This window comes from Maribacter aquimarinus, from assembly GCF_047345505.1.
Lineage (GTDB): Bacteria > Bacteroidota > Bacteroidia > Flavobacteriales > Flavobacteriaceae > Maribacter.
In genome coordinates this window covers 29,978-53,502 of sequence record NZ_JBLFEO010000022.1, presented here as the reverse complement: position 1 = coordinate 53,502, position 23,525 = coordinate 29,978, and the positions used below count along the sequence as shown (strand labels likewise).

Below are 23,525 nucleotides of genomic sequence, written 5' to 3'. Positions count from 1 at the left end.
AAACACAGCATCAGAACCCAAATTCCCCCAGGGAGTTTGGGTTTTTTTGTACCTTGGGATCATGGCCAAAACGTATTCCGAAGAACCCATAAAGGTACCGCGCTTCAACGAGGAATCCGGTTTTTACACCACGCCCCAGCGTTCCAAGATCATGTCCAAGATCCGGGGCAGGAACACCAAGCCGGAGCTTGCTTTCAGGAAGGCCCTTTGGGCAGAGGGGTATCGCTACCGCATTGACTATAAAAAATTGATAGGCAAGCCAGACATCGTCCTAAAAAAGTACCGCACGGCCATTTTCATAGATGGGGAGTTCTGGCACGGCTATGATTGGCAGGAGCGCAAGAAAAGGATCAAGAGCAACCGAAAGTTCTGGATTCCCAAGATAGAGCGCAATATCCAAAGGGACAGGGAAGTGAACGCCAAATTGGAGGAACTGGGATATACGGTGTTCCGGTTTTGGGAACGGGAAGTGAACAAAAACTTGGCCCTATGCCTAAAACAGGTCATTGAGCATTTAAAGGAGCATGAAGAGCATTGAACCGAAATTGCCAGAGGTGGGCACCACCATTTTCACCAAGATGGGCGCCCTGGCCCGGCAGTACAACGCTGTGGACCTCTCCCAAGGCTTTCCCAACTTTGCGCCAAATGGGGAACTGCTCTCCCTGGTCACAGATGCCATGAAGAAAGGGCATAACCAGTATGCCCCCATGCAGGGCATTTTGCCCTTGAGGGAACGGATTTCAGAAAAAATTGCGGCCCGTCATGCCCACCATTACCACCCGGAGACGGAGATCACCGTTACCGCAGGGGCCACCCAGGCCCTCTTTACGGCCATTATGGCCTTTGTGCACCCCGGCGAAGAGGTCGTTGTGCTGGAACCCGCTTTCGATTGCTATGCGCCCGCCATTACGCTGGCAGGGGGCAAAATGGTGCCCGTGCCCTTGGATACCCAAGATTTTGGCGTGCCCTGGAAGCGGTTGGCGGAAAGCCTCACGGCCAAGACCCGCATGGTGATCATCAACTCGCCCCACAATCCCTCCGGGAGGGTGTTGAACCGCTCGGACATGGAACAATTGCAAACGCTTTTAAAGGGTACCGACGTTTTGCTGCTGAGCGATGAGGTCTATGAGCACATGGTCTTTGACGGTGCAGACCACGAAAGTGCTTGCCGCTTCCCGGATCTGGCACAGCGCAGTCTCATCTGCGCCTCCTTTGGCAAGACCTTTCATGTCACGGGCTGGAAATTGGGCTATATGGCGGGGCCCAAGGAACTGATGGACATTTTTAACAAGGTGCACCAGTTTAACGTGTTCTGTGTGAACCACCCCATGCAATGGGCCGTGGCCAACTACTTGGGGTCGCCGAAGGCCTATTTGGAGCTGAACCGTTTTTATCAGGAAAAGCGCGATTATTTCCTGGAAGCCGTGGCGCCCTCCCGGTTTACCGCCGTGCCCTCACAAGGGACGTATTTCCAGGTGATGGATTACCGTGCCCTGACCGGCGAGCCTGACCTGGATTTTGCCGTGCGGTTGATCAAGGAACACCGCTTGGCCACCATTCCCCTCTCGGTCTTCAACCATAACGGCAGGGAGCACGGCAAGCTGCGCTTTTGCTTTGCCAAGACCACGGAGACGCTGGACCGTGCCGCCGACATCATAAATGCCATTACCGCATAGCCGCGTACAACAAACGCATGAAATCGCCCATTTTGTTGGGCTCCAGCCATCGGGTCACCACCACAAGGCCCCTTTCTTGGTCCACCACAATGAAGTTACCGCCAAACCCGGCCGCGTAGAACAAGTGTTCGGGCAAGTTTTCCCAGTACCGGTTTCCCTGCTCGTTCAACCACCACATATACCCGTAGTTGGGATTGGCTTTGGAGGGGGCAAGGGCCTCTTTGATCCATGCTTCACTGATGGGCTGTTTGTCTTCCCAGCCACCATTGTTCAAAAAGAGCAGGCCAAAACGCGCCATATCCTGGGCAGTCATAAAAATGCCACCGCCCGAGTGGCCGCCCCCGGTCACGGATTTCATCCGTAGGCCATCAATTTCGGTCCAAGCGTCCCCATATCCGTGCCAACGCCAGGTGGTAGAGGCCCCAATGGGATCCATGATCTGTTCTTTGAGCACCATGGGCAAGGGTTTTCGCCACACATGGGTAAGGGCGTAGGCCAACACGTTTACGCGCACGTCATTGTACTCCATGACCGTTCCCGGCGCCTTGGGCGCCTCAAATTTCCAGTCGTCCACCCCGCCCTCGCGTGGCGGCCGATCGGCCCAGTCCTTGACGCCCCAAAGGGTGCCGGACCAGGCAGAGGTCTGTTGCAGCAGCTGGGTCCAGGTGATCTTGCCGTTGTGTTCCCCGCCAAAGGTGCCGTCCCACACATAGTTTGCCACCCTGTCCGCTGTGTTGGCAATGAGCTTGTGGTCCACCGCCAGGCCCGCAACGGTGCTCAGAAAACTCTTGGTAACGCTAAAGGCCATGTCCACACGGTCCGTAGCTCCCCAAGAGGCCACCAGATAGCCGTTCTTGAGGATCATTCCTGCGGGGCCTCCCCTTTTCTTGGTGGGCCCCAAGATTTCATGGTACGGCTCGCGCTCAAAACCCTTTAAGATGGCAATGCGAAGGTCGCGGCTGCCGGAATATTCATTTTCCTTGGCAAACTGGACCGCTTTCAACAGGGCGTCTGGATCCATTTTTGCCTTTTCGGCATCCATTTTGGCCCAAGGGCCGTTCTTTGGGGGAAAATGGATTTCCTGGGCGTTGAGGGCCAAGGCCAGTGTGGTGAACGCGGTAAGGAATAGAAGGTGTTTCATGGTCGTCTTTGTTTTGGTTACAAGAATTGAGCCCCAGATGGGGCAAAAAATATGCTTTGGCCCCACGCCATCATGGAATTTGAAGGCATAGCGCCAGAACTACGGGCAAAACACGGGCTTTTTGATCCTTTCCACTTCGGTCAAAGGCCGTTTCCATCCACCAGGGTTACCGCTCTGTTTCCCTTGGGCCGCATACCACATTGTACTTCATGAGCCAATCCGTTTGTTTGTCCGAGCCGATATGGTAGGGATGGGAACCAAATTTTGTAAAGCCCAGTTTTTCATAGAATGCAATGGCGCGGAGATTCTTTTCCCAGACCCCCAGCCACAAGCAGGACTTGTTCGCCGCCATGGCCAGGTCCAAGGCCTTGCGCACCATTTGGTGGCCGTATCCCATATTTTGGTGCTCTTGGAGCACATAGATGCGTTCCAGCTCCATACCGTGCCGCCACTTCAGGTCTGTTTGGGCCTCGTTCTGGTTTACCTTTAGGTAGCCACAAGGGGTCTTTCCCCGGAGGGCCAGATAAAAGGCACTGTCCTTTTCCTTTAGTTGGCGCAAGAGCTGCTCCCTACTGAAGGCGACATCCATATAGGTCTTGAAATCTTCGGCCTTGTTCTGCAGCTCAAAAGCGTCCTTGAAGGTCTTACGGCCAATGGCGAGCAAGGCTTCAATATCTTTTGGACCCCATTTTTTAAACGCAAGGTTCATTGCCCTAAAATAAGGTTCTTTTGGGCAAAGCCATTGGTTTTCCAAGGCAATTTTAGCTGTTTTCTTGCTTTTGGCATAAAACAGTTGGGTAGCGGGCGGTGCACTATCTGCGGGGCAGGGGTCATGGCCATCTGTAAAAATCATTTTTACTTGGGGGCACCCCGGGTTTGGAAGGTCTTACCGAAAAAAATCCGCTTACAACGATCATTTGGCCCAAGATACGCGAGGTTTGCTTTCTTTGGCGTACCCAAATCCCAAACCTATACCCTATGCCCCATAGTGCGTGGAATCCATTATTGCGTAAACAGATCGAATCTTTGTCATTGACCCAAAGGCAGTTGGAGGGTATGGCGCCCTTCCTGCATCTGGTGAACGAGTCTTACCGAAATTTTCAACGGGCCGAAAGGCAGTCCAGACAGTTGCTGGACATTCAGCAAAAACAAAAGAAGCATGCCGACCTTAAAATAGAAAACTTTAAGCGCCGCGCGGAGAATGCCGTGAACAATATAGAGGAAGTGGTCTTTGAGGTTGATTTGGATGGCCGTTGGATCTACCTGAACCCCGCCTGGGAGAAGCTCACCGGAAAAACGGTGCTGGATTCCTTGGGAAGACCCTTTTGGGAACAACTGGAAGATTTTGACATTGAGGATTATTCGCGCCTCACCTCTTTTTTTAAAAGTGCGGACCTATCTGTCTGTGAAGTGCTCAAAGTGACCAAGAACAAGGAAGTGTACTGGTTTGAGGTCAATGTTAAAAAATTGTTTCACTTCAACGGCAAGCCCAAGGTGTACATTGGCACCATTAACGATGTAAGCGCGCAGAAGCGCACGGAATTGGCGCTGATGCGGGAGAAAGACAGGGAAACCCTTTCCAACAAGGCCAAGGACGAATTTCTGAGCACCATCTCCCATGAGATACGCACCCCGCTAAATGCGGTCATTGGCACCACCCATCTCTTGCTCATGGAGCATCCCAGGGAAGAGCAGATGGAGAACCTCAACGTGCTCAAGTACGCCTCGGAACATTTGCTGACCTTGGTAAACGATATTCTTGATTTTGGAAAAATAGACAGCGGAAAAATAACCCTGGAGAACACCAGTTTCCATTTGGACAAGCGCCTGCATGCCCTAAAGGCCACCTACGGCAACATGGCCCAGGAAAACAACATTGGTTTCAAGATCAACAGGGACAGGAACATTCCCCCCATTTTGTTCGGTGATCCCAACCGGTTGACCCAGATATTGACCAATCTCATTGGGAACGCCATAAAGTTCACGCCCCGCGGGGAAGTGGCATTGAACATAAGCATGGTGTCCAAAAAGGCGCGATCGGTGAAGCTTTGTTTTGAGGTGGTGGATACGGGCATTGGCATATCCGAAAGTCAGCAAGAAATCATTTTTGATGCCTTTACCCAAGCGGACGCCAACATTGGCCGAAAATTTGGCGGGTCCGGATTGGGCCTCAGCATCAGTAAAAAATTGGTGGCTTTGATGGGTGGCGACATTGCCCTGACCAGTGAGCCTGGGGTGGGCTCTGTGTTCTTCTTTAATCTGGAGTTGGCCCTGCCCCCAAAGGACGTTAAATTGAAATTAACGGAGGATGGCAAGGAGGGCTGCCCCAAATCATTGGAAGGCATTAAGGTGCTCATTGCCGAAGACAACAAGGTGAACATTCTAATGCTGAAAAAATTCCTGTCCAAATGGCGCATTACCTCCCATTTCGTTGAAAATGGCGCCGATGCCGTGGCGGCCTGCAAGGAAAATGATTACGACCTTATTTTAATGGACATCTTAATGCCGGTGATGAACGGGTTTGAGGCCACCACGGCCATTAGGGCCTTTGACAAGGATACGCCCATTGTGGCACTTTCCGCCTCATCTGCCGCCCATATCCGGGAAGAATATGAGGAGGGCGGTTTCGATGCCCATCTGGGCAAGCCCTTTAACCCCAATAGCTTGTTTGACATTATGAAGCAGCTGCACGAGAACAAAGGGCAGAACACCCCGCACGACCTGGGATTGTTTTAACCCAGTTTAAGCCAATGTTGTCTGCGGCACGGGGGTTGCTTCAGCTTGCAAGCAAGCGCCCGTGTTTGGTTTTCAGATGCGGCCCAAAGCCAAACCGGGCCGTCTTCGCGGGGCACGAAGCCATCTGTTTTTTCCGGGTTTCCAGATTCAACAGATGGCCGCGTCGCCATCGGCCTCAATACCAGATTTCACCTTTGTGGTGGCTCCTCGCCATGACGTTTCCTTCAAATGAAAGAACGAATTCAGCCCAAAATCCAAGCGATGAAGTCCTGTTGAAGCCCGCGCTGGGAGCTTGGGGAAAAGAACGACCCAAAGTGCCCACGGAGCGGACCCCTCCGCTTTTCCACAGTGAAGTGGAAAACCACCTCCCCTTGATCAAGGGGAGGAGCCGGCTCTGGGTTTTCAGATGCGGCCCAAGGCCAAACTGGGCCGTCATGGCGGGGCAGGAAGCGATCTGTTTGTTTCGGGTTTCCAGATTCAACAGATGGCCGCGTCGCCATTGGTCTCAATGCCAGATTTCACCTTTGTGGTGGCTCCTTGTTATAACGGTTGCTTCAAATGCAAATGCAACTTCAGCCTAAAATCCAAGCGATGAGGTCCTGTTGAAGCCCGCTCTGGGAGCCTGGGGAAAAGAACGACCCAAAGTGCCCACGGAGTGGACCCCTCCGCTTTTCCACAGTGAAGTGGAAAACCACCTCCCCTTGATCAACCACTTAAGGTTTGTCCGTGATTTGGAGAGGAAAACCAGACGCCCATATGCCAATCGACATCTGCAAATTGAACTATCGCGATATGGCTATTGGGCCTCGGAAATGAGCTTGGTGTCCATTTTGCAAACGGGACAGCTGCCCGCCTCGGCATAGGTCTTTCCATCTTCACAATCCATTGGGCATTGGTACTGGTCGCCGGCAGCCATTTCGGTCTTGGCATCCTCGCCAGATTCCTTGGGCTTGTCCTTGCAACTGCCCAAGAACAGCACGGAGACCAAGGCCAACATAAAAGTAAGGTACGTAAATTTCATGGTGTTTCTATTTAAAACTAAAAATACAGAAACGCGGTCATTCCCGCACCACAACAGCCTCTTTTTTGGGTCTTTTTGGAGGCCCTTGGGATTCACGACCATTCTACAAGCTCAAAAAACTCCGGCCTTGCTGAATATCGGACACCAGGTCCTGAACAGAGGTACTGCCAAGGTTCTCCACAAATTTGGTCTTGGTGTCGCCCACAAAATGGTGAATGGGGCAGGGATGCTCATGGTCGCACTTGTGCAGGCCCAACATGCAGGAGGTAAGGCGATCGTCCCCGTCTATGAGGGTTACAATGTCCAGTAGGCTCACTTGCCGGTTCTCATCGGTGAGGTAAAAGCCGCCGTTGGGCCCGCGCACGGAACTGATCAACTTGTGCCTGGTGAGCTCTTGCATGAGTTTGGAGAGATAGGCCTTGGGCACCTTGGTGCCTTCACTGATCTGCACGGCCATCAATTTTTTTTCTTCGGAGGAATGTACGGCCAGATACAGCACGGCATTCAGTGCGTACTTGGAAGAATTGGACAACATGGAAACTGTTTTTTACAAAGATAAAGATTAAAATACTTTTTTATCCTTTATATGATATTTATCATGTTTTATACGTGTGGGGCTGGCTATTTTTGACCCATTCTTGAAAAGAACACCTTGTCTCACGGCAATAATCATGGCGAAAGCGTTGATCGTGATCCCCATTTTATGTGATCTTCTCATAAGTGATGAACCATAACCATAAATGATTGAAGAAATGAAAACAAAATTTTTGATCACCTCCGTTTTACTGTCCTTTCTGTTGTTGGCCTGTGGAGGCAAGGAAGAAAAAAAGAAAGATGGGTTTAGCGTGGATCGCCAAAAGACCACGGAAAAGACCGAAACCACCCCGGCCCAAAGTGACATTCCGCCTTCCCAACAGGTTACCCTGGATGAAAAGGGCGTGGGCCAAATAAAGGAAATAACACTGGATCCGGTAATTGACCAAGAAATGGCCGCAAGGGGCGAGGCGCTCTTTAAAAGCAATTGTATGGCCTGCCACAAACTGGACAGACGGTTCATTGGCCCTTCTCCCCAAGGCATCATGGAGCGCAGAAGTCCGGAATGGATCATGAACATGATCTTGGACCCTGCCTTGATGGTGGCGGAAGACCGTTGCGCCAAAGACCTTTTGATCGAGTTCAACGGGGCGGCCATGAGCAACCAAAACCTCACCGTGGAAGAGGTTCGCTCCATCCTGGAATTCTACAGGACCCTATAGATCATCTGGGAACCCTTGGTTCCCATACATATGCTAATCACCTAAAACAAACATTATGAAAACAACCCAGTTCACATCCGTATTCGGCGCGTTCCTGTTGCTGCTCTTTGTCTGCAGCTGCAAAGGGGAACCCAAAAACAACGAAAGTGCGCCCGCAGCCACGAGTGAGGCCGCAAGCACAGAAAAACAGGGACAGGCCTTTATAGAGGACGATGGCTCCCGGCCCAATGTGCTGCAGATCGCCATTGGTTCGGAAGACCACACCACCCTAGTGGCCGCCGTACAGGCCGCAGGTCTTGAGAACGCCCTGGTAAACGCAGGACCGCTCATGGTCTTTGCCCCCACGAACGCTGCGTTCGATGCCCTGCCCCCGGGCACGGTGGAAGATTTGTTGAAACCCGAGAACAAGGACAAATTGGCCCTGATCCTAAAGCACCACGTAACGGCGGGCAACTATAACATGGACCTCCTAAAAAAAATAAAGAAACTGGGCCAGGCCAGTGACCTGAGCACCACGGTAGAGGTAAAGGGAGAGGACATCTACGTGGGCGGCGCCAAGATCTTGGGCAGCGTGGATGCCGGCAACGGTACCGTATATGTGGTGGACAAGGTAATTCTTCCCCCATCGGAATAACATAAATATAAAACCCAATAACCCTTCTTAAATAAACATAAAATGAAAAAGTACACCTATCATTTATTTGCCTTGCTGGGATCGGCCTTGATGCTCACCGGCTGCGGCAACCAAAACGGCAGCTCCAGCAATGGGGCGCTCAGCGGCAGTGCCGCGGAAAAGGTCTATGTGGCCCCGGGCGAGCAAGACGAGTTCTACGCCTTTATGTCCGGTGGATACAGCGGCAACCTTACCGTCTATGGACTGCCCTCCGGGCGCATGTTCAAGGAGATACCGGTATTTTCCCAGTTTCCCACTTCGGGCTACGGATACTCCGAGGAGACCAAGCCCATGCTGGAAACCTCCTTTGGCTTTGTGCCCTGGGACGATGCCCACCACCCGGACATTTCCCAGACCAACGGGGAACTGGACGGCAGATGGATCTTCATAAACGGCAACAACACCCCACGCATAGCGCGGATAAGCTTGGAAACGTTTGAGACCGAAGAGATCATTGAGGTGCCCAACAGCGCGGGGAACCACAGTTCTTCCTTTATCACGGAAAACACCGAGTACGTGGTGGCCGGAACACGTTTTTCCGTGCCCGTGCCCCAACGGGACATGCCCATTAACGAGTACAAGGGAGAGTTCAAGGGGGCGCTTTCCTTCATTAGCATTGACCCGGAACACGGCCATATGGACCTGAAATTTCAGTTGATGATGCCGGGCTTTAACTATGACCTGTCCCATCCCGGACGCGGAAAATCGCACGGCTGGTTCTTCTTTACCACCTATAACACGGAAGAGGCCAGTTCGCTATTGGAGGTAAATGCCTCCCAAAACGACAAGGACTTCATAGCCGCCGTGAACTGGAAAAAGATAGAAGAGTACGTGAACAACGGCGGCGGAACCACCATGCCGGCGGAATATGCCCACAACATCTACGATGAGGCCACGCACACCGGTACCTCCACCATGAAAAAAGAGGTGCTCACGGTAAATCCCCTGGACGTGCCCGGAGCGGTGTATTTCCTGCCCACCCCAAAATCGCCCCACGGTTGCGATGTGGACCCTTCCGGAGAGTACATCATTGGCAACGGAAAACTTTCCGCAGACCTGACCATACACTCCTTTGACAAGATGATCGCGGCCATTGAGGGCGAAAAATTCGATGGCGAGGCCTATGGCATTCCCATTCTAAATTTTGATGATGTATTGGCCGGGGTTGTCAAGAGCGGTGGCCTTGGGCCCCTGCACACCGAGTTTGATGACAAGGGCAATGCCTATACCACTTTCTTCATCTCGTCCGAGGTGGTGAAATGGAAATTGGGCACTTGGGAAGTGATCGATAGGAAACCCACCTTTTACTCCGTGGGCCACTTGATGATCCCCGGGGGCAACTCCAGAAAGCCCTTTGGCAAGTACGTGGTGGCCATGAACAAGATCACCAAGGACAGGTACCTGCCCACAGGGCCAGAATTGGAGCACTCCGCACAACTCTATGACATAACGGGCGAAAAAATGGAACTTCTCTATGATTTCCCCACCCACGGGGAGCCCCATTATGCCGCGGGCATCCCTGCGGACATCCTGGCACCGAAGTCCAAGAAAATCTATCGCCTGGATGACAACAAGCACCCAGCCGCCGTGCTCACCCCCGATCAAGCAAGGGTAGAGCGCAACGGCAACGAGGTACATGTGTACATGTCCATGATTAGAAGCCACTTTACCCCGGACAACATCGAGGGCATTAAAGTGGGGGACAAAGTGTATTTCCACATTACCAACCACGAACAGGATTTTGACGTGCCGCACGGCTTTGCCATGATCGGACAGAACACCTCGGAGCTGCTGATCATGCCCGGACAGACCAAAACATCGGTCTGGGAACCCAAAAAAGTGGGGGTATGGCCCTTCTATTGTACGGACTTCTGTTCTGCCCTGCACCAAGAAATGCAAGGCTACGTCAGGGTATCCCCGGCAGATTCGGACATAGAGCTCTCTTGGTCCCTGGGAGAATAGCATCGGGCCCACGTAAAGGATAAGAAGATCATTTTTTTCAAACGAAAAGCGGGTAGCGTTTTATAACCTGCCCGCTTTTTAAATTACCACAAAAACGACCTTCCAAAACAACATCGTATTTGTGCATAATTTAAACATGACGAAATGAAAAAAGCAAGTATTTTAATGATTCTGGGATCGCTGTTGCTCTTGGGACTGTTCGTGTTTCCCCTGTGGAACATAGAACTGGGCGCACCCCAATATCCCGAGCCCCTGGGCATGGACATCTATATTGATGGCATTCAGGGCCAGAATGAATTTGACATCCAGAACATAGATGGCCTTAACCATTACATTGGCATGAAAACCCTGCCAAAACCCGAGGAAATGTGGGAGTTTACCGTGTTTCCCCTGGTCATTGGCGGCATGGCCGCCCTGGGGGTTTTGATTGGCCTCCTGGGCTATTTTAAAAAGGTGTCCCACAAGTGGTTCTTTGGATGGCTCATTCTCATGACCGTTCTAGGGGTGCTGGGCATGTACGACTTCAATGCGTGGATGACCGACTACGGAACCAATCTAGATCCCAAGGCCATTATGAAATTGGCCAACCCGGACGGCACCCCAATGAGCTACAAGCCCCCATTGCTGGGCCATAAAAAAATGTTGAACTTTGATGCCTACTCCTATCCCAGATTGGGCGCGTACCTTATGTTTTTGGGAATGGCCCTGACCTTTGTGGCGGGCTACTTGGGATGGAAAAGGCCGGAACGCCCCTAACGGGGCAGGTAACCCATTGTTTTTCCCGTGACCACCAGCCAAGGCACTTGGCGGCCGTTTCCTGAAAAGAAGGGTAAAAAGTGGTGAGCCAGGGCCCTTTGTTAAGGGCAACTTGGCCAGATGATGGAAAACAAGACAGTGTTAAAGGCGCAGCTCGCAGGGCACAAGGCCGGGCAGAGGGCGCATCATCTTAAATTATTGACATGGACATGAAACAAAACCTTATGACCCCAATGATCCTGGCACTGCTTCTGGCATCTTGCTCCGGCAAGCCCAGACCCGTGGCCTACGGATCGGACGGCTGCCACTTTTGCAAAATGACCATTGTGGACAAGCAGTATGCCGCGCAGTACATGACCCAAAAAGGAAAGACCTTTTCCTTTGACGCCACCGAATGTGTGCTTAACCAGCTCAAGGAAGTGGACGGTTCCGACATCGCCCTTTATTTGGTGAACAACTTCAATGCCCCGGGAGATTTTTGGATGCCACAACGGCCACTTACCTCATCAGCGAAAACCTTCCCAGCCCCATGGGCGAATACATCACGGCATTTGCCACGGAAGAGGAGGCCAAGAAGGCACAGGCCCGGCACCAGGGCGAACTGTTCAGCTGGGAATCCCTGAAGACACGTTTTAAACTGTAGCGCCCATGATCACAACCTTGCCACCCCGGGCGTGCGAATCTACCTTGAGCGCCAATTTTATTGGTCGGTTGGCCTATCTGGGCAACAACCGGCCCCACGTGGTGCCCACCACCTATTTCTATGACGGGCAGGAACGGACCATTCTCTGTTTTGCCGGCAGTGGCCACAGGGTCCGTGCCATGCGCAAGGCCGCACAGGTCTCTTTTCAGGTAGATGAGATCCCGTCCATGCAAGAATGGTGCTCCGTACAGGCGCACGGCAGTTTCCGTGAAATTGGCAGGGACATGGCCGGCACCTACCTGAAACGCTTCGCAAGGGGCGTACTGGAAACGGCCGCCAGGCGAAGGGAAGAGGCTCCCGGCTTCCTCTCCCATTTTTTATCCGATCTCCCCGAAGTGGAAATGCCCATTGTGTACGCCATTGAGGTGCAGGAGCTAACGGGCAAGCAAAAAAAGCCCGTGCCAAACCTTTCTTCAACCTAAAACAAAGACCTCATGTACCAAGTGAAAAAGACCATAAAGACCCAAGCATACGATCAACTCACCATAACAAAATTGGTAAAGACCGATCATTTGGAAATCCTGGCCATAAGCCTTGAAAAAGGAACCGTTTTCCCGGAGCACACCTCGCCCACGGATGCCACCTTGGTACTCTTGGAAGGGGACATTGTCTTCCACATCCACGGAGAGGACCACGAGGTGAAACCACTGGAACACCTCAGGTTCCCCAAGGAAGAAAAGCACTGGGTAGAGGCTTTTGAGAACTCCAAATTCCTCATCATACGCTAAGATGCTCCAAGCCCTTGTTTTCCTCCACCTCATTGCCGCTACCATCTGGACGGGCGGCCACCTCATATTGGCCTTGCGCTATCTGCCAAAAGCGTTGAAAAAGAAGGATTTTGGCATCATTGAAGCCTTTGAGAAACAATATGAGCCCATTGGGCTGCCCTCCCTGCTTGTCTTAGCGGCCACGGGCATCTATTTTGCCACCCAATATGCCCCGGACTTTTTTGTTTTGGACCTGGGCGATCACCACACCCGCCATGTGGCCATAAAACTGGGCCTGCTGCTGGCAACGGTGCTGTTGGCCCTGCACGCGCGCCTGGTGCTGATCCCCAAAAGAGCGCTGCAGCCCTTGGCCGTGCACATCATTGCCGTGACCGTTTTGTCGGTTGCGTTTGTTTTTGTAGGTTTTAGTGCTAGAAGTGGAGGACTGTTATGAAGAGAAGAGCGCATATTTTTTTGTTGTTGATGGTCCTGCTGGGGCTCTGGCAGGGCATGATGGCCAACACCATCACCATTTGCCCGGACTGTGAGGTGGGCTCCATTAAGGAGGGCATCTCCATAGCCGCAGATTTTGATACCCTGTTGATCAAAAAGGGCACCTACAAAGAATACAACATTCTGGTGGACAAGCCCCTGACCCTTCTCGGTGAAGGCTACCCCGTCATTGACGCCGAAGAGAAAGGGGAGATCATAAGGGTGGTGAGCGATCATGTTACCCTGGACGGTCTCTTCCTGATCAACGTGGGGGTGAGCTACACCTCCGATCACGCGGCCATACGCGTGGTAAAGAGCGAGCACTTCCTTATCCAGAACATTGTGCTGGAAAAACTGTTTTTTGGCATTTACCTGGAAAAATCCAACAACGGCAAGGTGTACCACAACAAGATCATCGGTGAGGCAAGGGACGAGTACAATAGCGGAAACGGCATACAACTATGGTACAGCAACAATGTGGTGGTGGACCGCAACATTGTGCAAGGCACCCGGGACGGCATTTATTTGGAATTCTCTGACCACGTTACCATTAACAACAACCTCAGCAGCAACAACCTGCGCTATGGACTGCACTTCATGTTCAGCAACAACGACGTCTATTCCAACAATACCTTTGAGAACAACGGGGCCGGCGTGGCCGTGATGTTCTCCAAGGACATAAAAATGATCAACAACACCTTTAGGAAGAACTGGGGCACGGCGGCCTATGGCATGCTGCTCAAGGAGATCAACGATGCCGAGATCATTGGCAACACTTTTGAGGAGAACACCATTGGGATCAACATTGAGGGCTCCAACAGAATTCTTTACAAAAACAACGATTTTGTGCACAACGGCTGGGCCCTGAAAGTACTCGGCGCCTGTTACACCAACACCTTTGAAGGCAACAATTTTTTGTACAACAGTTTTGACCTCTCTTACAACAGCAAGCTCAACGACAACAAGATCGCCGGCAATTACTGGAGCAACTACACCGGATATGACCTGGACAAGGATGGTGTGGGCGATGTGCCCTACCGTCCGGTAAAGCTCTTTTCATACATTGTGAACCGTACCCCCGAGACCATAATTCTCCTGCGGAGCCTGTTCATGGACATCATTGATTTTTCTGAAAAGGTATCTCCCATTTTTACACCGGACAACCTCTTGGACCAGACCCCCTTGATGAAAAAAGTGGACATTTCCGCACACCAAACAGGGGCCAACGGCCCGATCAAAGATTAAAGAACCTTGTTCCCCGTACAAAAACAGAAGCAGCATCCCCTATGATACAAATAGAAAATTTACATAAAAAGTTTGGCAAGAACCAAGTGCTCTCTGCCCTGGACCTGACCATTGAAAAGGGCGGTATCTTTGCCGTGCTGGGCCCCAACGGATCGGGAAAGACCACCCTCATAAAAAGCATTTTGGGCATGGTGGTGCCCAACAAGGGCAACATTCTGGTAGATGGGCAGCCCGTTGAACACAAATGGAAATACCGCCAAGACATTCAATACTTGCCGCAGATCGCCAATTTCCCGGGCAACCTTAGGGTAAAGGAACTGATCCGCATGATCAAGGACCTGAGACAGCGGCCCAGCGAAGAGGAATACCTCATAGACCTTTTTGGCCTGCAACCCTTTTTGGACAAGAAACTGGCCACCCTCTCCGGGGGCACCAAGCAAAAAGTGAACATTGTACTAACCTTTATGTACAACAGTCCGCTGCTGATCTTGGACGAACCCACCACGGGGCTGGACCCCGCATCGCTCATCAACCTAAAAAAACTCATAGCCAAGGAAAAGGGGCGTGGCAAGACCATTCTCATTACCTCGCACATCATGCAGTTCGTGGCCGAAGTGGCCGATAGTGTGATCTATCTGCTCGAGGGCACGATCTACTTCAAGGGCAGCATAGCCCAACTTCAGGAAAAGACACAACAGACCAATCTAGAACACGCCATTGCGGCCATTGCAACCACCCCCGCCCATGCTTAAGATACTTAAATACAGTTTTTACGATTTGATCCGCAGCCGCTGGAGCTATGTCTATTTTTTGTTCTATCTCCTCTTGGGCTTTGTGCTCCTCTTTTTGAACAATGATGTCTCCAAGGCCGTTATTACCCTCATGAACATCATCATTGTCTTGGTGCCGCTCATTGGCACCATCTTTGGCATCATGTATTTTTACAATTCCAAGGAGTTCACGGAACTGCTGCTGGCCCAGCCCATAAAGCGCAGCTCCATTTTCCTGGGCCAGTACTTGGGCGTTGCCGGTTCCCTGGCCCTGAGCCTGGTGCTTGGACTGGGCATTCCTTTCTTGCTCTACGGTTTGCTGCGGAGCGATGCCATTTTCGACTTTTCCCTGCTTTTGGTGGTCGGGGCCTTTCTTACCTTCATTTTCACCGCCCTGTCCTTTAACCTTGCCCTATCCAACGAAAACAAGATCAAGGGGTTTGGCTACGCCGTGCTCTTGTGGCTGTTCTTGGCGGTGATCTATGACGGTCTCTTTCTCATGTCGCTCATTATCTTCCAAGATTACCCCCTGGACAATTTTTCGCTCCTGGCCACCCTTTTCAACCCCATTGACCTCTCCAGGACGTTGATCCTCCTAAAGCTGGACATCTCTGCGCTCTTGGGGTACACGGGAGCGGTTTTTAAACAATTCCTGGGCACGGATAAGGGACTCCTTGTTTCTTTGCTCATGCTGGTGCTTTGGACCGTTTTGCCCATTTGGCGGCTCTTGGCCAAAAGCAAAAAGAAAGATTTCTAGGCCAACCCTGGACCTCAGCAGGGGCAACCCAGATGGTGCATTAAAAATTGCACTACGGTTGCAAATCCCAGCAAAACCGGTCGCTGCCCTGACTTTTGCCCCATGGTGGTGGCGATGGTCGCCCGCCCAAACGTCTTCATTCCATTGGGCTTGCACCCTCCATTGCGAACGTCCAATACATCATTGGAAGTCAGAAGCGGACAAAAAGGGTTTCACCGGGGTCCATAAAAGGCCCGGGAAAAGAAGGCGTGTTTACGCCCCAAGTGGCAGAAAACAATGGGGCCACAAGTGCACGCAAGACGCGTCCAAAATAAATCACGCCCAAAAAGAACAAGAAAAGGCACCACAGTTTAGGACACCAGGTCTCCCGGCGCCATTTGGAGCAACTGCACCATTGACCGGAGCACCAGCCGCGATCCGTTTAGCTGCACCGCGATACAGCTGGGCGATGCCTCCAAGTGGTCTTTGTCCGTTGTGAGCATTCCTTCGTAATAGGCAATGCCCTCCTCCAGGTTCTTGCCAAAACTGAGGAGTTGTTTTTGGCGCTTTTCGGAAAAGTCCCTTTTGTTCTCTTCGATCTGCTCTTGAAAATACTCCAGATATAGGTGCAGTTCCTTAATGAACATGTGCGGGCGCTGCCCATGGGTCATGACATTGGTTCTTCCGTAGATATGGTCCGTCATTTGTGCCAGGGAGACCACTTTTGAGAAATACGCCATATTGGGTCCCGGGCAAACGGAAACGCCCGTACCCTCTTCCCTGGTATCCAAACCATAGGCAAGCAGGGCAGTGGTTCCCAGCCCCACGCAGGTACATGACTTTTCGGTGATTTTTTGGTATTGATGATCGTAATCGGCCTGGGACAACCCTTCTTTTCCCAGGGCCTTCAATCGGGCCGCTTGGTATTGGCGGGACGCCGTGCAGAGTCCCTTTTCCTTGAAGTCCTTGTTCAGGGCCACAAACTTCTTGGGGCACGGACTGCCCGGACGGCCATTGGCAATTCTCTGGGCCTTTTCCCCGTCTTTGGTGTTGCCCCTTAAGCTGTGGAAGGGGATGCCCAAGGGAGAGGTATTGCTCAGATACAGATCGGCTTCCCTGGCGGTGGCCAGCTTCTGCAAAGTGGCCGTATCCACCGTGGTGGCCTCCGGAACCAGGAGAAAGGCAGAGCCCCAACCCACGGAATCCACGCCATAACGCTCCATTAAGAAGGTGTGCTCTTCCGCGGTTCCCACCCCGCCCTGGGCGGTGATCCGTAGGGGCAGGCCAGCGGCCGGCACCGGAATGCCCTTATCTTCAAGGGCGGCGGCACAAATTTCAAAAACGGACTGTTTCAAGGTTTCCCGGTTTTCTTTGAACTGTTCCAGAATGGGCCCCAAGAGATGCCCATCCGTGGCAAAGGCATGGCCCCCACAGTTAAGGCCGGATTCTATGCGGTATTCTGATACCCAAAGCCCTTTTTTGGCCAAGAATTTGCCCTGAATCAGGGCCGAACGGTAATCGCTCACCTTGAGAACGATCTTTTTCTTTAACCCACCCCGGGCATCTGGATAAAAATCCTTGAAAGAGGCCATATAGCTGTACAACCTGGGATTCATCCCGGCAGACAGCACCAAGGAAGAAGAAAGGTCACTGTTGGCAAAGCCCCTCAGGGCGGCGTGCGCATCATTGTACTGGGCTGGAAGCTTTGTAGCCTTGGAATAGTTGTCCTTGTCCACCTTGGTCATGATGTTCACGTCTATGCTGCCCAGGGGCATTGCCTGCCGGAGCCAAGTGGCCATGTCATCAAACGTATGGCTGCCCTCCAGGCGCCTGTAAAACTCCCTTTTTAGGGCAGCGGTATCCGGAAGGCTTTCCATATAGGCCTCCATGGCCTTGCCCGTTACGGTGGCGCTTTTTTTAAATGCCTCATATTTCTCCTTGACCAGGCCGTTCACCATATCCAGATAGGCGGTGATGCGTCTGGCCCGGTAATCTTCCGTACCCTCCGCAATGGCCTCATAGCCAAGGTCATGTTTGCCGCAGTACATTTTCCTCAGTTTCTCCAACAAAATATCATCTACCAAGGAGATGACGGAGTCTATCCCCAAATGGGCCACTTTTAGGGGGGAATCTATGGTAAAACCAATGCCCATAACGGGAATATGAAAAGAATGTGCGTATGTCATTTTATGGATTTATTTTTGATTTTTGAGCCCCATAAAAGAAGTGTTGGGGGCGTTCACAGCGAACAAAAATCGGGGGTGGCATAGGCCTGAACTATGATATTTGTCAGGTTCTACGGATAAATCCGGATATCTTTGGCGTTACGCCCAACCCGCAGTCCGGGGCAAAGCACTATCTTGCAATGAGACCATGATTTCTTTAAGACCCCACATACGCACGGCCTTGGGCTATTTCTTTATGGCCGCCCTCTTGGGTGCCGTATTGCGCTTCTTCCATGTGCTGGAAATCGGGGTCACCTACAAATTTGTGGTGCACGGCCATTCGCACATTGCACTACTGGGATGGGTGTACCTGGTGCTTACCACGCTGATCTACAAGAGCCATATACAGCAAGAGCACCAAGATGCGCGGCACCTTCGCATCTTTTGGTTCACCCAGGTAACCCTGATCGGAATGCTGATCACCTTTCCCTTACAGGGCTACGCCTTTTTCTCCATTCTGTTTTCCACCCTGTTTTTATTTGCCTCCTACGCCTTTCTTTGGTTTTTTCTGAAACACGGCAAACAAGAATCAAGGGGCACCCCCTCCCACACCATGCTTAAGGCGGCGTTGTGGTACATGGCGCTCTCCAGTCTGGGGCCCTGGGCCCTGGGCGGCATTATGACCTTTATGGGACCGGAATCGTTTTGGTACCGCATGGCCATTTATTTCTACCTGCACTTTCAATACAACGCTTGGATGGTCATGGCCTTGCTGGGTCTTTTCTTCTATCTGCTGGAAAAAAAGAACATTGTTTTTTCCCCGGGGTGGTTCCGGTCTTTTTTCTGGCAGTTGAACGCCGGCGTGCTGTTATCCGTCTTTTTGTCCGCCCTTTTCCAAGACCCTCCCTGGTATCTTTATCTCCTTGGCGGCATGGGGGCGGTATTGCAGCTCTTGGCCTTTTTGCGGCTGGGGCACACCCTGTTCAAAACCGGAAAGCGCTTCCTTGTTGATGGTATGGCCAAATGGCTCTTTTGGGCCACCACCCTGTGCCTGGGTATAAAAATGGTGCTGCAGTTGCTCTCTGCCCTGCCCTATTTTGCCCAATTGGCCAATGTTCACAAAGATCTGGTGATCGGATACCTACATTGGACCTTCCTGGGCGCCCTTGGCCTGGGGCTCTTGTTCCTTTGCCACTGTATGGCCCTCTTAACCATCAAGAAATGGACTTTTGGCTGCTACCTGTTGGGGTTTTTGGGCACGGAGATTCTCATTTTTTATCGGGGCATTGCCGCTTGGCTGGGCACGGGCCACTTTGCGGGCCACCAACAGGCCCTGGCCTGGGCAAGCATGTTGATGGCCCTGGCCGTGGCCGCGCTCCTCTTTACCAACCTGGGGAACCCATCCCAGAAAGCACCTTGAGGGACAAACACCCAATATGCACCATTAATAATGAAATTACGGTGATATTTATCATGTTTTAAAAAATTGCTTCCTTGTAATTTCATACCCTTAATCAATGAGAATCCCTTACCATGAAAAAGCGTGTACCCGTATCACAGATAATGACCAAAAACGTGCTGACCCTTAGCATCAAGGACGACTTGGACCAGGCAGAGGCCCTTTTTAAAAAGCACAACATACGCCATATTCCCATCACCGCCGGAAAGCAGGTCATGGGCATGCTGAGCTATACCGACCTAATGCGCATCAGTTTTGCCGATGCCGTGGGCGAGGACGAATATGATGTGGACACCACCGTTTACAACATGTTCAGCATAGAACAGGTCATGGTCAAGGATGTGATCTGTGTGAGCCCGCAGACCACCATATATGAAGTGGCCGCCTTTTTGGCCCAAAGGGAGTTCCATGCCCTCCCCGTGGTACAGGACGACCAACTGGTGGGCATTGTGACCACCACGGACCTGATCAACTATCTCTTGGCCCAGTACTGACCACCGGGGCCTTTTTTAAAAAGCTGCGTAGCGGTAAGTGGTTGGTTACGTATTTTAAATCCAATTTAGGCTAAAAATGTCAGGCTGTACGCCCGCCTAAAAGGTGCTAAAAACATAGGGTTTTGCACCTTTTTTTTGTGCCCAACAACGGCCCTTTTTGGCCCTGCCAAAGCATTTGGACCCCGACCGGGCGGCTCCCTGGGGGCCCGCGTTCAACCCAGATGGTGCATTGGGCTTTCATGATCAGGGCACAAGCTCCAACAACATTGCGACTCTTACGATCAAAGTGTGGCCATTGCCTTGGTGATTGGGGAAAAGCCGGCGCGACCATCGGTATTGCCAAATTTACAGCCGCAAGACCTGCCCAGCGGCAAACGGGAAATCTGAACACATGACCCGGAGTTACCCAACAAACCCTTGAAAGCGTTCATGCGCAGCACGCTGCAGCGCCTCTTGGTGGTCCGGATGGGCAATGGAAATAAGGGCCTTGGCCCGTTGTTTCAAATTCTTCCCGAAAAGGTCCACAACACCAAACTCCGTGGCCACATAGTGCACGTGGGCCCTAGTAGTGGTAACGCCCGCCCCGGTCTTTAAAAAGGGGGTGATCTTGGAGGCTCCTTTTTTTGTGGTGGCCGACATGGCAAAAATGGGTTTGCCTTCGTGGGAGAGCGAGGCCCCGCGAATAAAGTCCATCTGCCCGCCCACACCGGAATATTGAAAACTGCCAATGGTATCTGCACATACCTGTCCCGTTAGATCGATCTCTATGGCACTGTTAATGGCCGTTACCTTGGGGTTTCTTCGTATGCGCGCCGTATCGTTGGTATAGGCGGCGTCCCTAAAATCACAAATGGGATTGTCATCCACAAAATCATAGAGCTTCCTGGATCCAACGGCAAAACAGCTCACGATCTTGCCCCTTTTCACCACTTTGTCCTCTCCGGTGATCACCCCACGCTCCAGCAACGGCAGCACCCCATCGGAAAACATTTCCGTATGGATGCCCAAACGCCTGTGGTCTCCCAAATTGGCCAGTACGGCATCCGGTATGCTTCCAATGCCCATTTGCAGGGTGGCACCATCATCGATCAGGGTGGCCACATGGGCCCCTATCTTTTGCTCCGTATCCGAGATTTTGGGCGGGGCGTGTTCATGAATGGGGCGATCCACCTCTACGGCAAAGGCAATGTCATCCACATGCACCAGGCCCGTGCCGTGCGTTCTGGGCACGTGGGGATTGATCTGTGCCACGATCTTCTTGGCCGTTCTAATGGCGGGCAGGGCCACATCCACGGAAACGCCAAGGGAGCAGTAGCCGTGACGGTCCGGAGGGGATACCTGCACAAAGGCCACGTCCAAGGGAAGGATCTGCCTTTGGAAAAGCAAATGGATCTCGCTCAAAAAAATGGGGATGTAATCTCCGCTGGCCGTATTGATGCCCTGACGGACATTGCCGCCCACAAAACAGGAATTGATCTTAAAAGAGGTATGGTAAGGTGCCTGGACATAGGGCGCATGGCCTTCCGTATGGATGGTCACAATCTCCACGTCCGTTAACTCCCTGTACCGTTCACAAAGGGCGTCAATGAGCTCATTGGGGGTCATGGCCGCCCCGTGAAAAAAGAGGCGGTCCCCGGAATTGACCATGCCCACCGCCTCGTCCATATTGGTCAGTTTCATCTGTTCTGTGTTTTATATGTTGAAAATCCCAAGGCTCCCCGCGATGAAGGCACCTTTGCTTCATGGCTTGCAACCGCGCCCAATGCGCCTTTTCCATAGTATGGGAAACCATGCAAAGCTGCAACCTTTATTGCTCTTAAAACTATGACATCCATCAGGTTTTGGCGGGCATTTGCCCCCTATCTTTGTGGTATGGTAAAATGTAATCATGCTATGTTGGGCCCTTTTTTGGGCATGAGTGCCCTGACTGAAGCGCAAAAAGCCCTTTTGTTGCAACGATCCGAGCATATCTCCCTGTCCAAGGGTTCACAGGTGTTCTTGGAGAAACAAACGCTACAGTCCATCTTCCTCATTCATTCCGGGGCCTGCAAGTTTCATTTTTCCGATGAAGGGGAAGACGAGCAGATCACCCGCTTTTTGGGCAAGGGCGACCTTATGGGAAAACGATCGGTAACCTTGGGCGGGGGCACCAGGGTAACGGCCACCACCATGGAACCCACCGAACTCTGCCGCATTGACAAGAAATCCTTTCTGCAACTCTTACGCACCGATGCCCACTTCTGCCAAGGTTTCCTGAAATGGGTGCTAAGGGACATGAACGAGGACGAGGAAGGCCGCATGTGGTCGCATCCAAAAAAGAGCATAAAGAAACGATTGGCCGGACTCCTCTTGTTCCTGGCCAAGAAATTTGGAACCGATGTAACGGGCAAATTACTGGTGCGCATTAAACGGGACGAAATGGCATCATTTCTCGGCACCTCCCAAGAGTATGTCATTTCCCTTTTAAGAAAATTTAACCAACTGAATTACATACAGTTGAAAAAAAGAAACATCTACATCAGCTCTTTATCGGACCTTAAAAAACTTGCTTTTTGAAACCTAAAATATTTTAACTTTCATTTGTCGGGGAAATCTTATTTTTGTTATTCAGGTATAAAATTTCTTTAATGGAAAAGAGCAGATGTGAAAATTGTATCGTAAGACAATTCAATTCCCTGCGCGCCATGAGCAAGGCCGAATTGAAAAAAGTATCCGATTCAAAAACTTCCAAAATCATTAGAAAAGGAGAGGCCCTGTTTGAGGAGGGCGAGAAATTGAAAGGGGTGTTCTGTGTGCGCGGCGGTGTTTCCAAACTGTCCAAACTGAGCCCCAATGGAAAGGACCAGATCGTAAAGCTGGCCAGCAAGGGCTCGGTCATGGGCCAACGCTCCGTTATTGCGGAGGAAGCCGTGAACCTGAGCGCCGTGGCGGTGAGCGATATGGAGGTGTGCTTCATACCCAAGGAGAGCATTACCACCACCCTGCAAAAAAACCCCGATTTTACCCTGGAGGTGCTGCGGCACATGGCCCATGACCTAAAGGAAGCGGACGATGTGGTGGTGAACATGTCCCAGAAAACCGTAAAACAGCGCATTGCGGAAGCCTTTCTCTACCTTAAGAACAACTTTGGGGAAGACCATGAGGGTTTTTTGGCCTTAACCTTGTCCAGGGAAGACATTGGCAATGTGGTGGGCACCGCCACCGAATCTGCCATACGGATCATATCCGAATTCAAGAAAAAAGGCCTGATCCACACCTCGGGCAAAAAAATTGGCATCAAGGACGAACGCAAGTTGATGGACATCGTTGAGGGCTTTTGATCCCTTGACGGAGCTTCCTGACCTTATCTTACCATTTTTTTTATCCACAAAACACGGATTACATCGCTGAGCGGACCAAGTCATGCCGTACAACGATTTTTTTTCTCCCAGCCCGATTTTCTCGTCCGCTTCGCAATAAATGGAAGACCTTTAGGGCTCGTAAGTAGCATATTTCCAAAATATGAGCCGTAAAAAACCTTTGTTTTTTGGTGT

Annotated in this window: 24 protein-coding genes; 18 read left to right on the top strand and 6 right to left on the bottom strand. The window is 51.6% G+C overall.

The window, feature by feature from the left end:
- Positions 1 to 61: 61 nt before the first annotated feature.
- Both ACKWCC_RS14715 and ACKWCC_RS14710 read left to right on the top strand, forming a co-directional pair.
- Entirely contained in the window at positions 62 to 538 is a 477-nt protein-coding gene (locus ACKWCC_RS14715) for a very short patch repair endonuclease (RefSeq protein ID WP_413996712.1), read from the top strand.
- Complete coding sequence (locus tag ACKWCC_RS14710) at positions 525 to 1,676, top strand: methionine aminotransferase (RefSeq protein ID WP_413996711.1); 1,152 nt, start codon at positions 525 to 527, stop codon at positions 1,674 to 1,676. Before ACKWCC_RS14715 ends, ACKWCC_RS14710 begins: the two co-directional genes overlap by 14 nt.
- Here the strand turns inward: ACKWCC_RS14710 and ACKWCC_RS14705 are convergent.
- Together ACKWCC_RS14705 and ACKWCC_RS14700 are read right to left on the bottom strand one after the other, a co-directional pair.
- A complete protein-coding gene (locus tag ACKWCC_RS14705; RefSeq protein ID WP_413996710.1) occupies positions 1,666 to 2,817 on the bottom strand; it encodes a serine hydrolase domain-containing protein in 1,152 nt (383 codons plus the stop codon). The genes ACKWCC_RS14710 and ACKWCC_RS14705 overlap by 11 nt on opposite strands.
- A 166-nt stretch (positions 2,818 to 2,983) precedes the next feature.
- On the bottom strand, positions 2,984 to 3,670 hold the full coding sequence (locus tag ACKWCC_RS14700) for a GNAT family N-acetyltransferase (RefSeq protein ID WP_413996709.1): 687 nt from the start codon (positions 3,668 to 3,670) through the stop codon (positions 2,984 to 2,986).
- A 173-nt stretch (positions 3,671 to 3,843) separates the two neighbouring features.
- Between ACKWCC_RS14700 and ACKWCC_RS14695 the strand changes: the two genes are divergently transcribed.
- Positions 3,844 to 5,553: a PAS domain-containing hybrid sensor histidine kinase/response regulator gene (locus ACKWCC_RS14695; RefSeq protein ID WP_413996708.1), complete on the top strand. Its 1,710-nt coding sequence runs from the start codon at positions 3,844 to 3,846 to the stop codon at positions 5,551 to 5,553.
- A gap of 796 nt (positions 5,554 to 6,349) precedes the next feature.
- Here ACKWCC_RS14695 and ACKWCC_RS14690 read toward each other — a convergent pair.
- Together ACKWCC_RS14690 and ACKWCC_RS14685 are read right to left on the bottom strand one after the other, a co-directional pair.
- Positions 6,350 to 6,574, bottom strand: coding sequence for a heavy metal-binding domain-containing protein (locus tag ACKWCC_RS14690; RefSeq protein ID WP_413996707.1), 225 nt, complete (start codon positions 6,572 to 6,574; stop codon positions 6,350 to 6,352).
- A 103-nt stretch (positions 6,575 to 6,677) separates the two neighbouring features.
- Positions 6,678 to 7,109 (bottom strand): RrF2 family transcriptional regulator, encoded by a 432-nt coding sequence (locus ACKWCC_RS14685; RefSeq protein WP_413996706.1) that lies wholly within the window; start codon positions 7,107 to 7,109, stop codon positions 6,678 to 6,680.
- 217 nt (positions 7,110 to 7,326) lie between these two features.
- Here ACKWCC_RS14685 and ACKWCC_RS14680 point away from each other — a divergent pair, with 217 nt between their 5' ends.
- The 11 genes from ACKWCC_RS14680 (at position 7,327) to ACKWCC_RS14630 (ending at position 15,895) form a co-directional block, all read left to right on the top strand.
- Entirely contained in the window at positions 7,327 to 7,830 is a 504-nt protein-coding gene (locus ACKWCC_RS14680; RefSeq protein ID WP_413996705.1) for a c-type cytochrome, read from the top strand.
- 55 nt (positions 7,831 to 7,885) lie between these two features.
- Complete coding sequence (locus ACKWCC_RS14675) at positions 7,886 to 8,464, top strand: fasciclin domain-containing protein (RefSeq protein ID WP_413996704.1); 579 nt, start codon at positions 7,886 to 7,888, stop codon at positions 8,462 to 8,464.
- A gap of 42 nt (positions 8,465 to 8,506) precedes the next feature.
- The gene (nosZ, locus tag ACKWCC_RS14670) at positions 8,507 to 10,465 is read left to right on the top strand and encodes a Sec-dependent nitrous-oxide reductase (RefSeq protein ID WP_413996703.1); all 1,959 of its coding nucleotides are present in this window, start codon (positions 8,507 to 8,509) and stop codon (positions 10,463 to 10,465) included.
- A gap of 144 nt (positions 10,466 to 10,609) precedes the next feature.
- The gene (locus tag ACKWCC_RS14665; RefSeq protein WP_413996702.1) at positions 10,610 to 11,221 is read left to right on the top strand and encodes a hypothetical protein; all 612 of its coding nucleotides are present in this window, start codon (positions 10,610 to 10,612) and stop codon (positions 11,219 to 11,221) included.
- Between the two features lie 529 nt (positions 11,222 to 11,750).
- On the top strand, positions 11,751 to 11,864 hold the full coding sequence (locus tag ACKWCC_RS14660; RefSeq protein ID WP_413996734.1) for a hypothetical protein: 114 nt from the start codon (positions 11,751 to 11,753) through the stop codon (positions 11,862 to 11,864).
- 5 nt (positions 11,865 to 11,869) lie between these two features.
- A complete protein-coding gene (locus tag ACKWCC_RS14655) occupies positions 11,870 to 12,346 on the top strand; it encodes a pyridoxamine 5'-phosphate oxidase family protein (RefSeq protein WP_413996701.1) in 477 nt (158 codons plus the stop codon).
- A gap of 12 nt (positions 12,347 to 12,358) precedes the next feature.
- Positions 12,359 to 12,652 (top strand): cupin domain-containing protein, encoded by a 294-nt coding sequence (locus ACKWCC_RS14650; RefSeq protein WP_413996700.1) that lies wholly within the window; start codon positions 12,359 to 12,361, stop codon positions 12,650 to 12,652.
- A 1-nt stretch (position 12,653) separates the two neighbouring features.
- A complete protein-coding gene (locus ACKWCC_RS14645; RefSeq protein ID WP_413996699.1) occupies positions 12,654 to 13,085 on the top strand; it encodes a CopD family protein in 432 nt (143 codons plus the stop codon).
- A gap of 56 nt (positions 13,086 to 13,141) precedes the next feature.
- Complete coding sequence (locus ACKWCC_RS14640; protein ID WP_413996733.1) at positions 13,142 to 14,368, top strand: nitrous oxide reductase family maturation protein NosD; 1,227 nt, start codon at positions 13,142 to 13,144, stop codon at positions 14,366 to 14,368.
- A gap of 41 nt (positions 14,369 to 14,409) precedes the next feature.
- Positions 14,410 to 15,120 carry an ABC transporter ATP-binding protein gene (locus tag ACKWCC_RS14635; RefSeq protein WP_413996698.1) on the top strand — a complete coding sequence of 237 codons (711 nt, stop codon included), beginning with the start codon at positions 14,410 to 14,412 and terminating at the stop codon, positions 15,118 to 15,120.
- Positions 15,113 to 15,895 (top strand): ABC transporter permease, encoded by a 783-nt coding sequence (locus ACKWCC_RS14630; RefSeq protein ID WP_413996697.1) that lies wholly within the window; start codon positions 15,113 to 15,115, stop codon positions 15,893 to 15,895. The genes ACKWCC_RS14635 and ACKWCC_RS14630 overlap by 8 nt, the downstream gene beginning before the upstream one ends.
- Before the next feature lie 350 nt (positions 15,896 to 16,245).
- On the opposite strand, the gene ACKWCC_RS14625 is transcribed toward ACKWCC_RS14630, so the two are convergent.
- The gene (locus tag ACKWCC_RS14625) at positions 16,246 to 18,060 is read right to left on the bottom strand and encodes a hypothetical protein (protein WP_413996696.1); all 1,815 of its coding nucleotides are present in this window, start codon (positions 18,058 to 18,060) and stop codon (positions 16,246 to 16,248) included.
- Between the two features lie 187 nt (positions 18,061 to 18,247).
- On the opposite strand from ACKWCC_RS14625, the gene ACKWCC_RS14620 reads away from it, so the two are divergent.
- Together ACKWCC_RS14620 and ACKWCC_RS14615 are read left to right on the top strand one after the other, a co-directional pair.
- Positions 18,248 to 19,459, top strand: coding sequence for a hypothetical protein (locus ACKWCC_RS14620; protein ID WP_413996695.1), 1,212 nt, complete (start codon positions 18,248 to 18,250; stop codon positions 19,457 to 19,459).
- Between the two features lie 113 nt (positions 19,460 to 19,572).
- Positions 19,573 to 19,992: a CBS domain-containing protein gene (locus tag ACKWCC_RS14615; RefSeq protein WP_413996694.1), complete on the top strand. Its 420-nt coding sequence runs from the start codon at positions 19,573 to 19,575 to the stop codon at positions 19,990 to 19,992.
- Positions 19,993 to 20,394: 402 nt separating this feature from the next.
- On the opposite strand, the gene ACKWCC_RS14610 is transcribed toward ACKWCC_RS14615, so the two are convergent.
- Complete coding sequence (locus tag ACKWCC_RS14610; RefSeq protein ID WP_413996693.1) at positions 20,395 to 21,672, bottom strand: acetyl-CoA hydrolase/transferase family protein; 1,278 nt, start codon at positions 21,670 to 21,672, stop codon at positions 20,395 to 20,397.
- 213 nt (positions 21,673 to 21,885) lie between these two features.
- On the opposite strand from ACKWCC_RS14610, the gene ACKWCC_RS14605 reads away from it, so the two are divergent.
- Together ACKWCC_RS14605 and ACKWCC_RS14600 are read left to right on the top strand one after the other, a co-directional pair.
- Positions 21,886 to 22,548, top strand: a complete 663-nt coding sequence (locus ACKWCC_RS14605; protein WP_413996692.1) for a Crp/Fnr family transcriptional regulator — start codon at positions 21,886 to 21,888, stop codon at positions 22,546 to 22,548.
- A gap of 71 nt (positions 22,549 to 22,619) precedes the next feature.
- Entirely contained in the window at positions 22,620 to 23,312 is a 693-nt protein-coding gene (locus tag ACKWCC_RS14600) for a Crp/Fnr family transcriptional regulator (protein WP_413996691.1), read from the top strand.
- The last annotated feature ends 213 nt before the right edge of the window (positions 23,313 to 23,525 follow it).